The organism is Pseudomonas sp. MPB03, from assembly GCF_046605385.1.
Classification (GTDB): Bacteria; Pseudomonadota; Gammaproteobacteria; order Pseudomonadales; family Pseudomonadaceae; genus Aquipseudomonas; species Aquipseudomonas zanjanensis.
This window is the reverse complement of the sequence record NZ_CP176770.1, coordinates 4,990,025-5,002,205: the sequence shown is the minus strand read 5'-3', so window position 1 is coordinate 5,002,205 and position 12,181 is coordinate 4,990,025. Positions and strand designations below refer to the sequence as shown.

Genomic DNA, 12,181 nt, shown 5'->3' with positions numbered 1-12,181 from the left:
TGGTTGCACTGTCTGTGCCAGCATCTAAGTTTTCAATAAATACTTTAAAAACAATAGGTTATGTTTTGTGTGGGATTTTGCTTTCGTGCATCTTGCATGAATGGCCACCGTGCATCCTGCATTTTGCGTGGTCCGGCAATGATTTTTGGAACCAAATCGTTTTCCGGCGCTCACGCTTCGCCTGTCTCGGGCAGCGGATACAAAACATTGCAAAAACCGCGTGTACAGCCTCGCAAGTGCGAGCGTACTTTCGAGCCAAAATCACCGCCAGCCCGATAACAAGAACCGAGACCCACGAGGTCGAACGGGGAAATCACCATGAGTCGTACACCCAACGACACCATTACCTGGGGCATGATGCTGCGCAAGTTGCCTGCCATCGCCAGGGCCGTCCCGCGCATCGTCAAAGGCATGAAGCTGGCCAATGTCCAGGACCCGACCCAGCCTTGTGGCCTGGGCTGGTGTTTCGAACAGGCCACGCAACGCAATCCCCAGGGCCCGGCATTGCTGTGTGGCGACACGGTGTTGAGTTATGCACAGGTCAACGCGCAGGCCAATCGCATCGCCCATTACCTGTTGGCCCAGGGCATCGGCAAGGGCGATTGCGTGGCGATCTTCATCGAGAACCGGCCGCAGCTGTTGATCAGCGTGCTGGCGATGGCCAAGGTTGGCGCGGTCAGTGCCATGCTCAACACCTCGCAAACCGGCGATGCGCTGGTGCACAGCCTGGCCCTGGTCAACCCGGTCGCGGTGGTGGTCGGGGACGAGCGGGTCGCGGCCTTCAACGACGTGCGAGCGCGCACCGCGCTGTCGAGCGGCAGGACCTGGTGGGTAGCGGATCAGGACAGTGGCGATGTTCCGTCCGGCTTCGTCGACCTGATGGCTGATTGTGCGGATTACCCCGGCGATAACCCGGCGTGCAGCCAGCAGGTTTTTTGCAACGATCCATGTTTTTATCTCTACACCTCGGGCACTACCGGGCTGCCCAAGGCCGGAGTCTTTCGCCATGGTCGCTGGATGCGCACGTCCACCAGCTTCGGCCTGATCGCCTTGGACATGCAGCCCGACGATGTCGTCTATTGCACCTTGCCGCTGTACCACGCCACTGGCCTGTGCGTGTGTTGGGGCGCGGCGATCTGTGGCGCATCGGGGTTCGCGATTCGCCGCAAGTTCAGCGCCAGCCAGTTCTGGAGCGACGTTCGCCGTTACCGGGCGACCACCCTGGGGTATGTCGGCGAGTTGTGCCGCTACCTGATCGACCAGCCTGTCGCTGCCGATGACCGCCACCACAGTGTGAGGAAAATGATCGGCAACGGCCTGCGCCCCGGGGCCTGGTCGACCTTCAAGACGCGTTTCGGCGTTGACCACATCTGCGAGCTGTATGCGGCCAGCGACGGCAATATCGGGTTCACCAATATCCTGAATTTCGACAACACCGTCGGGTTTTCCCTGATGGGCTGGGAGCTGGTGCAGTACGACCAAGCCAGCGGCTTGCCGTTGCGCAACCTGCAAGGGCGCATGCAAAAAGTCCCCAGGGGCCAACCGGGCCTGCTGCTGGCGCGGATCGACGAGAAGGCGCCACTGGATGGCTACACGGATCCCGCCAAGACCGAAAAAACCATCTGCCGGGATGTCTTCGTGCCGGGCGACCGTTATTTCAACACCGGGGACCTGTTGCGCAACATCGGCTTCGGGCATGGGCAGTTCGTCGATCGCCTCGGCGACACCTATCGCTGGAAAGGCGAAAACGTCTCCACCACGGAAGTCGAAAACGTCTTGCTGCAACACCCGCAGGTGGCCGAGGCGGTGGCTTACGGTGTGGAGATCAATGGCACCAACGGCCGCGCCGGCATGGCGGCGATCACCCCGTCTGAATCCCTGGCGACCTTGGATTTCAGCGAGCTGCTGCAATTTTTGCACTGCAAGTTGCCCGTATATGCCGTGCCGCTGTTCCTGCGCATCAAGGTGAAAATGGACACTACCGGCACCTTCAAGTACCAGAAGACGCGCCTCAAGACCGAAGGGTTCGATCCGTGTGGCACTGGGGATGAGCCGGTCTATGCCTGGCTTCCCGGCACCGACACCTACGTGCGGGTCGACCGGCAACTGGCGACCCGGATCCAGGGCGGCCAACTGCGTTATTGATTCTGGCTATGACGGGCGCAGTGAAAAAAGGGATGACAGCGCCCAGGTCCCTCGGGAAACTAGCCGCTTTGCGAAGACCCGAGTGGAGTTCCCGATGTCCGATACAAGCCGCCAGATGACCCCGGAAGAGGCTGCCGAGTTTGCCGAGCAGGTGTTCAACGTCGCGCGCCAGGGCGACGCCGCCATGATGGCCGCGCTGTTGAGCAAGGGCCTGCCGCCCAATCTGCGCAACCACAAGGGTGACACCCTGTTGATGCTGGCCGCTTACCACGGGCATGTGGAAACGGTGAAAGTGCTGCTGGAGCACAAGGCCGATCCGGAAATCCGCAACGACAACGGCCAGAGCCCGATTGCCGGCGCGGCGTTCAAGGGCGACCTGCCCGTGGTCGCGACGCTGGTGGACGGCGGCGCGCAGGTGGAAGGCGCTTCCTTCGATGGCCGTACCGCCTTGATGATGGCGGCGATGTTCAACCGGGTGGAAATCGTCGACTACCTGATCGGCAAAGGCGCCGACCCGAAAGCCAAGGACGCCAACGGCGTCTCGGCCCTCGATGCCGCGCGGACCATGGGCGCGGTGGACACCACGGCGCAGTTGGAAAAATTGTTGGGTTGAAGGCCCAAAGCAGATCCCGACCGCTTTTGTGGCGAGGGAGCTTGCTCCCGCTGGGCTGCGTAGCAGCCCCAAATCCAGCCACCGCAACCTGTCAGGTTTACCCTGCCCAGCGGATTTACGACTGCTTCGCAGCCGAGCGGGAGCAAGCTCCCTCGCCACAGGTTCCTGACTCGACCGGTGCGATGCGCTATCCTGCCCGCCCTCAAAACTCCATTCGCCACAGGATTCACCCCCATGAAAGCCGCCCTCATCGAACTCATCGGTAAAATCAGCTCCGGCTGCCTCGGCGAGGCGGACATCGAGAAAATCGCTGATGAAGCGGCCCAGGCCTACGCGGACCCGACGGCTTTCCTGGCGGCCAATCCCGATATCAATTACGACGACACGTTCCCGATTCCGTTGGGGGAATGGGTGGTGGTGGGCAGCCTGCCGGACACCGTGCTGTTCCAGGCCGACACCTACGTGGACCTGTTCGAGCAGATCGTCGCCTCGTTCGGCCCCGGCGTGGCGTTCAACCTCAAGCCCAAGCAATTGGCGAAGACCGAAGCCCTGACCGCGCTCAACCGCATCCAGATCCAGATGGGTAGCCTGAACAAGGAAAATGGCGGCTACGTGTTGATGAACTTCAGCCAGTTGCTCGACGATGAATTGCAGATGGTGCTGGTGTACGGCAACGACGTGCCACGGGTGCTGGAGCTGTGTGCCGAAGTCGGCATCGCTGCCGCGCCGGCCCTGGAAGCCCTCAAGGTCGCGGTCCACGTCTGAAGCAATAAAACGGAACCCTTGCCGGGGGCCCGCTATCCTAAGGGTGCACACCACCATTTGGGAGCGACACCATGGGTTCCACCTTCAACGGCCTGGTCGGCCTGATTATCCTGGCGCTCGATATCTGGGCGATCATCAATGTCCTCAAGAGTGGCGCGGAAACCGGGATGAAAATCCTCTGGGTGCTGCTGATCCTGCTGCTGCCGGTCCTGGGCCTGATCATCTGGGCGATTGCCGGGCCGCGTGGCAACGTGCGGATTTGAATGCTCCATGAAAAATGCCCGGGCGCCTTGAGCGACCGGGCATTTTTTGTGCCTGGGTAATCAGGCCGTGGCCAGGGAAGCTTTTTGCGAGGCACTCAGGAAGCGCAGCAAGGCCAACAGCGGGAAGGCGCTGCCGACGATGACCACCCACAACCAGCCGCCGTGCTCGTACACCGCGCTGGCAATCGATGAGCCGAAGGCGCCGCCGACGAAGATGCTGGTCATGTACAACGCATTCAACCGGCTGCGGCTCTTGGCATCGAGGGCGTAAATGGTGCGCTGGCCCAGGACCATGTTCATTTGCACACAGAAATCCAGGACCACACCGGTCACCGCCAGGCCGATCACGCTGTAGAGCGGATGGATGAACGCCGGCAGGAAACTCACGCTGGCGAACAGCATCGCCAGCAGCGAGGCATTGCGGGTATGGCCGGCATCGGCCAGGCGGCCGGCGATGGGCGCGGCGATGGCACCGATGGCGCCAACCAGGGCAAACAGGGCGATTTCAGTCTGGGACAGGCCGTGGTTGCGGGACAACTCCAGCGGAACGGCGGTCCAGAACAGGCTGAACGTGGCGAACATGCAGGCTTGGTAGAACGCCCGTTGCCGCAACAGCGGCTGTTGGCGCAGCAAGGTGCCGAGCGAACCCAGCAGTTGGCCATAGGAGGCGCTATGGTCGGGCTGGCGCTTGGGCACGGTCAGCGCCAGGACGATGCTGATCGCGGCCATCAACGCGGCGGCGATGATGAACATGGCGCGCCAGCCGAAGTGATCGGCCACGACACTGGAGATGGGCCGCGCCAGCAGGATGCCCAGCAGCAGGCCGCCCATGATCCCACCGACAACCCGTCCCCGGGATTCTTCTGGCGCCAGGTGCGCGGCCAGCGGAATCAGGACTTGCACCGACACCGAACTGAAACCCACCAGCAGCGAGACCAGCAGGAACACGTTCGGCTGGTCAGTGAAGGCAGCCCCCAGCAGGCTGGCAATCGCCACCAGCGTGGTGAGGATCATCAGCCGGCGGTTCTCCAGCAAGTCCCCCAGCGGCACCAGGAAAAACAGGCCCAGGGCATAACCGATCTGGGTCAGCGAAACGATCAGGCTGGCCAGGGTGCTGCTCAGGCCGACGTCAGGGGCGATCAGTTCGATGATGGGTTGGGCGTAATAGATGTTGGCGACGATGGCGCCGCAGCAGAAGGCGAAGAGCAGGACCATGCCGCGGGTCAGGGTGCTGCCGGGCGTGGTGGGGGGATGAGCACTCATGGCAATCTCGTCAGTGAACAGGAAAGATGGCGCGAGGCTAAAGCGTTACAGGGCTCTGGAACAGGGCTTGTGGTTGATAGCTGTCATGCCCGCGGTTAATGGTAGGCACAGCCCAGCAGATTAGACACAGCACAGCAGATAAGGGAGTGCTTTTGTGGCGAGGGAGCTTGCTCCCGCTGGGCTGCGTAGCGGCCCCATTCCGGCGGTCGCTGCGCAACCGAGCGGGAGCAAGCTCCCTCGCCACAAAAGCTTGCATGCAATCCTGGTTGAATCAGTGTCTTACTGCCCGCTATAGATCTGGTCGAAAACCCCACCATCATTGAAGTGAGTCTTCTGCACCGTGCGCCAGTCACCAAAGGTTTTTTCCACCGACAGGAAGTCTACTTTCGGGAAGCGGTCGGTGTATTTGGCCAGTACCGCCGGGTCCCGTGGGCGCAGGTAGTTGGCGGCGGCGATTTCCTGGCCTTCGGGCGACCACAGGTATTTGAGGTACGCCTCGGCGGCTGCGCGGGAGCCTTTTTTCTCGACCACTTTGTCGACCACGCTGACCGGTGGCTCGGCCTCGGCGGAAACGCTTGGGTAGACCACTTCGAACTGATCGCGACCGAACTCGCGGGCGATCATTTCCGCTTCGTTTTCAAACGTCACCAGCACGTCGCCGATCTGGTTGGTCATGAAGGTGGTTGTCGCGGCGCGACCACCGGTGTCCAGTACCGGCGCCTGCTTGAACAGCTTGCCGACGAAGTCCTTGGCCTTGTTCTCGTCGCCGCCATTCTTCAGTACATAGCCCCAGGCCGACAGGTAGGTGTAGCGACCGTTGCCGGAGGTTTTCGGGTTGGGCACGATCACCTGCACGCCGTCCTTGAGCAGGTCGGGCCAGTCTTTCAAGGCTTTCGGGTTGCCTTTGCGCACGATGAACACCGTGGCGGAGGTGAACGGCGCGCTGTTGTTCGGCAGGCGGGTGACCCAGTTATCAGGCACCAGTTTGCCGTTGTCGGCCAAGGCGTTGATGTCAGTGGCCATGTTCATGGTGATGACATCCGCCGGCAGCCCGTCGATCACTGAGCGCGCCTGCTTGCTGGAGCCGCCGAAGGACATCTGCACGGTGATGTTTTCGTTGTGCTCGGCCTGCCAGTGTTTCTGGAAGGCGGCGTTGTAGTCCTTGTAGAAATCGCGCATCACGTCGTAGGAAACGTTGAGCAGGGTCGGGGCGGCGTGGGCCAGGCCGCCAAAGGTCAGGCCGGCGGCGAGAAGGGAGGCGCCAAAGAAGTTCTTCACTGCGAATTCCTTTTTATTAACGGGGTTCCGGGCAATTAGCCAGCAACACTAGCGGCAAGCCAATAGGCCATCAAGCATTAAAAAGTGCTTTGCTTATTCCAATTTCCTAAACAACGCATTGCCACAACGGGAGCAGAAAGCGGCGCCGTGTTCATGGTTGTTTTTGCTGCACACCGGGCAATCGTGCTTGAGCTGGTCGCCGCGCATGGCCGTGGCCAGTTCCGCCGTGAAAATGCCCGTCGGCACGGCGATGATCGAGTAACCGGTGATCATCACCAGGGACGACACCACTTGGCCGAGTGGGGTCTTGGGCACGATGTCGCCGAAGCCTACGGTGGTCAATGTCACGATAGCCCAATAGATGCCCTTGGGGATGCTGGTGAACCCGTGCTCGGGGCCTTCGATGACGTACATCAGCGTGCCGAAGACGGTCACCAGGGTCGAGACGCTGACGAGGAACACGATGATTTTCTGCTTGCTCCCGCGCAGCGCCGCCATCAGGTAGTTGGCTTGCTTGAGGTAAGGGCTGAGCTTGAGCACACGGAAAATCCGCAACATGCGGATGATCCGAATGATCAGCAGGTATTGGGCATCGCTGTAGTACAGCGCCAGGATCCCCGGCACGATCGCCAGCAGATCCACCAACCCATAAAAACTGAAGGCATAGCGCAGCGGCTTGGGTGAGCAATACAGGCGCAGGCCGTACTCGACGATGAAGATGAAGGTGAAACCCCACTCGATACCGGCCAGCAGGGCGGCGTAGTGCTTGTGCACGCTGTCGATGCTGTCGAGCATCACGATCACCAGGCTGGCGAGGATGATCAGCAGCAGGGTGCTGTCGAAGCGCCGGCCGGCCACGGTGTCGGTCTGGAAAATGATCACGTAGAGGCGTTCACGCCAGTTGTTGCTGCTGTCCATACTCTTCGCCTGAACCCGGAATCAGCGAAGCCTAGGGTGATTACCCCGCAGAGTGCAAGGCGCGCTGTCGAGGCTGGCCTGGTGCCACGCCCGGCCGCCGGCCTGGATCAGCCAGCAGGCGAGGATGAACGGTGCCGTCAGGGGCGGCAGGCCGAGGGCGGTAAACCCTGGTGTGAGCATGACCGCCAGGAGGATGCCCGTCAGCGGCAGCCACGGGCGACGCTGTTGGCTGAAGGCCAGCGCCACCAACACAGGGTTGTAGCCGTCCAGTCCGGAAAGGGCGGTTGCGTTCCCCTGTTGCGACAAAGCGAAGGCCAGGCCGACGGCGGAAGCGAACAAGGCCCATACCGCGGCGCGACGGTTGGCCAGCAACAAGCCCAGCGCAATCAGTGCACCGGCCGCAGGGTGACCGAGAAACATGACCTGGCCCAGTCCGCTCAAATGCGCGGCCACCAGGTTGGGCATCGTCATTTCGATCGAAGTGGCTGGGGACGTCGGCGCGGTGACACTCATCAGCAGCCACGCCAACCCTACAAACGGCGCGGTGTAGGCGGGCAGGCAACGAGGGCTGCGGGTGCGTTTGAGCCATTGCTGGGTCAGCATCGCACTGAGGCCGCCAGCGGCGAGGATCAACGGCGGTAACAGCACCGACCAGGGCAACGCCTGGCTCAGCAGCAAGCCCAGCAGGATGCCGTTGTAGCTAAACAGCCCGGCTTGCCGATCGGCCTTGGCGTAACCACGTCGCTGGGCCGTCAGCAACCCGGCCACCCCGCCCAGCAGCGCGCCGCCGAACAGGGCCGGCGCCGTGAGCAGAATCGCCAGCAGGCACAGCAGGCCGCACAGCGGATGGCGCTGGAGGAAGATTTGGCTGAAGCCGTTGAGCAGGGCGGTGGCCCAGTCGGGGCAGTGGGGGGTGGAGGAATGGTTGGGCATGATGGGTCAGGAATAAGAGAACTGTGGCGAGGGAGCTTGCTCCCGCTGGGTCGCGCAGCGGCCCCTCTTTTTGCGGTTGCTACGCAACCGAGCGGGAGCAAGCTCCCTCGCCACAGAAAAGCTCAGAGCAGCGTCTCAATGCGCAGCGAATTGGTCGACCCCGGCTGCCCGAACGGCACGCCCGCGGTAATCAGCAGGGTATCGCCACGCTGGGCCATGCCTTGGGCCTGGGCGATTTCCAGGGCGGTGGAACAGACTTCATCCACCTGTTTCAACCGGTCATTGACCACCGAGTGCACGCCCCAGGCCACCGTCAGGCGGCGGGCGGCCTGTAGGTTCGGCGTGAGGTTGAGGATCGGCACCGTCGGCCGTTCCCGCGCCGCGCGCAGGCTGGAACTGCCCGATTCGCTGTAGTTCACCAGCACCGCCACCGGCAGGATGCTGCTGATGCGCCGGATCGCGCAGCTGATGGCGTCCGACACCGTGGCCTCGGCCTTCGGCCGGCTGACGTCCAGTTGCGCCTGGTAGTCGGGGCCGTTTTCCACCTGACGGATGATCTTGCTCATCATCTGCACGGCTTCGAGGGGGTAATCGCCGGACGCGGTTTCCGCCGAGAGCATGACCGCATCGGCCCCCTCGGCCACGGCGTTGGCGACGTCAGTGACTTCGGCACGAGTGGGGGCCGGGGAGAAGCGCATCGACTCGAGCATCTGAGTCGCCACCACCACCGGTTTGCCGAGGGCACGGCAGGTGCCGATGATGTTTTTCTGGATCTGCGGCACGCTTTCGGCCGGGACTTCGACCCCCAGGTCACCACGGGCGACCATGATTGCGTCGCTCAATTCGGCGATCTCGCGCAGTTGGGTCACCGCCGACGGCTTCTCGATCTTCGCCATCAGGAACGCCTTGTTGCCGATCAGCCCACGCGCCTCGCGAATGTCCTCGGGACGCTGCACGAACGACAGCGCCACCCAGTCCACGCCCAGCTCAAGGCCGAAACTCAAGTCGCGCCGGTCCTTGGCGGTCAACGGGCTCAGGTCGAGCACGGCCTGGGGCACGTTCACGCCCTTGCGGTCCGACAGTTCGCCGCCGTTGAGCACCTCGGTGTCGATGGCGTCGCTGTGCCTGGCGATCACGCGCAGGCGCAACTTGCCGTCGTCCAGCAGCAGGTCCATGCCGGGCTCCAGGGCCGCGATGATTTCCGGGTGGGGCAGGTTCACCCGGCGTTGATCGCCCGGTGTCGGGTCCAGGTCCAAGCGCAGGGCCTGGCCTCGTTGCAGCAGGACCTTGCCATCGGCGAACCGGCCGACCCGCAGCTTCGGGCCTTGCAGGTCCATCAGGATGCCCAGCGGGTAGTTGAGTTGCTGCTCGACCTCACGAATCCACTGGTAGCGCTGGGCGTGGTCGGCGTGCTCGCCGTGGCTGAAGTTCAGGCGGAAGATGTTCACCCCGGCCTGTACCAGCTCGCGGATGTCATCGATGCCGCGCGTCGCGGGGCCGAGGGTCGCGAGGATCTTGACCTTTTTATCAGGCGTCATGTTTGGGGTTCTCGAGGATCAGGATGGCGCGAAAGTCGTTGACGTTGGTGCGGGTCGGTTCGGTGACGATCAGCGCGTCAAGGGCGGCGAAGTAGCCGTAGCCATTGTTGTTGTCCAACTCGTCGCTGGCGCACAGGCCCAGCTCGGCGGCGCGGCGATAGCTGTCCGGGGTCATGAGGGCGCCGGCGTTGTCTTCGGAGCCGTCGATGCCGTCCGTGTCGCCGGCCAGCGCATAGATGCCGGGATGGCCCTTGAGGTTGTCGGTCAGGCTCAGCAGGAATTCGGCATTGCGCCCGCCACGGCCATCGCCGCGCACGGTGACGGTGGTTTCACCGCCGGAGAGAATCACGCACGGTGCTGCCAACGGCTGGCCGTGCAGGGCGATTTGCCGGGCGATGCCGGCGTGGACTTTGGCCACCTCCCGGGATTCGCCTTCCAGGTCGCCGAGGATCAGTGGGCTGAAACCGGCCTGCCGGGCCTTCACCGCCGCGGCTTCCAATGACTGCTGGGGGCGGGCGATCAACTGGAAGTGGCTGCGGGCCAGGCTCGGGTCACCGGGCTTGACGGTTTCCGACGCCGGGCTTTGCAGCCAGGTGCGCACCGAGGCCGGCACCTCGATGTGGTAGCGCTGGAGAATCGCCAGGGCTTCGGCCGACGTGCTGGGGTCGGCCACGGTGGGTCCGGACGCGATGACCGTGGCCAGGTCGCCGGGCACATCGGAAATCGCATAGGTGTACACCGTCGCCGGCCAGCAGGCCTTGCCCAGGCGCCCGCCCTTGATCGCCGAGAGGTGCTTGCGCACGCAATTCATCTCGCCGATGGTCGCGCCGGATTTGAGCAAGGCTTTGTTGATCGATTGCTTGTCGGCCAGGGTGATGCCTTCGGCCGGCAAGGCGAGCAGGGCCGAACCGCCGCCGGACAACAGGAAGATCACCCGGTCGTCTTCGCTGAGATTGCTCACCAGCTCCAGCACCCGTTGGGCCACGGCCAGGCCAGCGGCGTCAGGCACCGGGTGGGCGGCTTCCACCACTTCGATTTTCTGACAGGGTGCGCCATGACCGTAGCGGGTCACCACCAGGCCGGACACGTCGCCCTGCCAGCAGCGCTCGACCACTTGCGCCATGGCTGCCGCGGCCTTGCCGGCACCGATGACGATCACCCGGCCGCTGCGGTCGCTGGGCAGGTAGTGTTCGAGGACTTGCTGCGGATGGGCCGCGTCGATGGCTGTGGCAAACAGCTCGCGCAGCAGTTGTTGCGGATCGACCGACATGGCGGGCTCCCGGTTTTTATTATGAGTATCGATGCGACTCCTGTGGGAGCGAGCTTGCTCGCGATAGCGGTTTTACATTCAACAACGATGTTGGCTGGGCTACCGCTATCGCGAGCAAGCTCGCTCCCACATGGGATAGTGCAGGGCTTATTTGTCGCGAATCGAGAAATTGGCCATATGCTCCAACCCCTTGATCAGCGCCGAGTGATCCCAATTGCTGCCGCCGATGGCCGCGCAGGTGCTGAACACTTGTTGGGCGTTGGCGGTGTTGGGCAGGTTGATGTTCAGCTCCCTGGCGCCTTGCAGGGCCAGGTTAAGGTCCTTCTGGTGCAGGCTGATGCGGAAGCCCGGATCGAAGGTGCCCTTGATCATGCGTTCGCCGTGGACCTCAAGGATCTTCGACGAAGCGAAACCGCCCATCAGCGCTTCACGGACCTTGGCCGGGTCGGCACCGTTTTTCGAGGCGAACAACAGCGCTTCGGCCACCGCCTGGATGTTCAGGGCGACGATGATCTGGTTCGCCACTTTGGCAGTCTGGCCGTCACCGTTGCCGCCCACCAGGGTGATGTTCTTGCCCATGGCCTGGAACAGCGGCAGCGCGCGTTCGAAGGCGGCGCTGTCGCCACCGACCATGATGCTCAGGGTGGCGGCCTTGGCACCGACTTCACCACCGGAGACCGGGGCATCGAGGTACTGCGCGCCTTTTTCATTGATCTTCGCCGCGAACGCCTTGGTGGCGGTGGGGGAGATCGAACTCATGTCGATCACCACCTTGCCCGCGCCCACGCCCGCCGCGACGCCGTCGGCGCGGAACAGCACGTCGTCGACCTGCGGCGTGTCCGGGACCATGACGATGATGAACTCGGCTTCCTGGGCCACTTCCTTCGGGTTGGCCAAGGCCACCGCGCCGCCGGCCAGCAGGTCGGCCGGGGCCGGGTCGTGGTGCTGGGACAGGAACAGGCTGTGACCGGCCTTTTGCAGGTTCATTGCCATGGGGTGGCCCATGATGCCGGTGCCGATGAATCCAATTTTAGCCATGGGGAAATCCTCTCTTATTGAAATGTCCCGGGGTTCTGTGGCGAGGGAGCTTGCTCCCGCTGGGCCGCGAAGCGGCCCCAGAAATCCATGTAGGGTGAAAAATCATGCGTCTGCTTCGCAGCCGAGCGGGAGCAAGCTCCCTCGCCACAAAAGCCCG

11 protein-coding genes are annotated in these 12,181 nt (G+C 63.0%); 4 read left to right on the top strand and 7 right to left on the bottom strand.

Annotation, left to right across the window (positions count from 1 at the left end; all coding sequences use genetic code 11):
* The first annotated feature begins 318 nt into the window (after nt 1–318).
* The 4 genes from ACLH0I_RS21575 to ACLH0I_RS21560 all read left to right on the top strand — a co-directional run bounded on the left by ACLH0I_RS21575 (nt 319) and on the right by ACLH0I_RS21560 (nt 3,786).
* Nucleotides 319–2,145 (top strand): long-chain-acyl-CoA synthetase, encoded by a 1,827-nt coding sequence (locus ACLH0I_RS21575; protein ID WP_411385340.1) that lies wholly within the window; start codon nt 319–321, stop codon nt 2,143–2,145.
* Between the two features lie 94 nt (nt 2,146–2,239).
* A complete protein-coding gene (locus ACLH0I_RS21570) occupies nt 2,240–2,758 on the top strand; it encodes an ankyrin repeat domain-containing protein (RefSeq protein WP_411385339.1) in 519 nt (172 codons plus the stop codon).
* Nucleotides 2,759–2,992: 234 nt separating this feature from the next.
* Complete coding sequence (locus tag ACLH0I_RS21565; protein WP_186708176.1) at nt 2,993–3,523, top strand: hypothetical protein; 531 nt, start codon at nt 2,993–2,995, stop codon at nt 3,521–3,523.
* Nucleotides 3,524–3,594: 71 nt separating this feature from the next.
* Nucleotides 3,595–3,786 carry a PLDc N-terminal domain-containing protein gene (locus ACLH0I_RS21560; protein WP_003204476.1) on the top strand — a complete coding sequence of 64 codons (192 nt, stop codon included), beginning with the start codon at nt 3,595–3,597 and terminating at the stop codon, nt 3,784–3,786.
* A 60-nt stretch (nt 3,787–3,846) separates the two neighbouring features.
* Here ACLH0I_RS21560 and ACLH0I_RS21555 read toward each other — a convergent pair whose 3' ends face one another.
* The 7 genes from ACLH0I_RS21555 to ACLH0I_RS21525 form a co-directional block, all read right to left on the bottom strand.
* Nucleotides 3,847–5,049, bottom strand: coding sequence for an MFS transporter (locus ACLH0I_RS21555; protein ID WP_411385338.1), 1,203 nt, complete (start codon nt 5,047–5,049; stop codon nt 3,847–3,849).
* Nucleotides 5,050–5,328: 279 nt separating this feature from the next.
* A complete protein-coding gene (locus ACLH0I_RS21550; protein ID WP_411385337.1) occupies nt 5,329–6,327 on the bottom strand; it encodes a sulfate ABC transporter substrate-binding protein in 999 nt (332 codons plus the stop codon).
* 93 nt (nt 6,328–6,420) lie between these two features.
* Nucleotides 6,421–7,245, bottom strand: a complete 825-nt coding sequence (locus tag ACLH0I_RS21545; protein ID WP_250965811.1) for an ion transporter — start codon at nt 7,243–7,245, stop codon at nt 6,421–6,423.
* Nucleotides 7,246–7,266: 21 nt separating this feature from the next.
* The gene (locus tag ACLH0I_RS21540; protein WP_411385336.1) at nt 7,267–8,178 is read right to left on the bottom strand and encodes an urea transporter; all 912 of its coding nucleotides are present in this window, start codon (nt 8,176–8,178) and stop codon (nt 7,267–7,269) included.
* 122 nt (nt 8,179–8,300) lie between these two features.
* Entirely contained in the window at nt 8,301–9,716 is a 1,416-nt protein-coding gene (pyk, locus tag ACLH0I_RS21535) for a pyruvate kinase (RefSeq protein ID WP_411385335.1), read from the bottom strand.
* Nucleotides 9,706–10,986, bottom strand: coding sequence for a glycerate kinase (locus ACLH0I_RS21530; protein ID WP_411385334.1), 1,281 nt, complete (start codon nt 10,984–10,986; stop codon nt 9,706–9,708). Before ACLH0I_RS21530 ends, pyk begins: the two co-directional genes overlap by 11 nt.
* 147 nt (nt 10,987–11,133) lie before the next feature.
* On the bottom strand, nt 11,134–12,024 hold the full coding sequence (locus ACLH0I_RS21525; RefSeq protein ID WP_411385333.1) for a 2-hydroxy-3-oxopropionate reductase: 891 nt from the start codon (nt 12,022–12,024) through the stop codon (nt 11,134–11,136).
* Between the last annotated feature and the right edge of the window lie 157 nt (nt 12,025–12,181).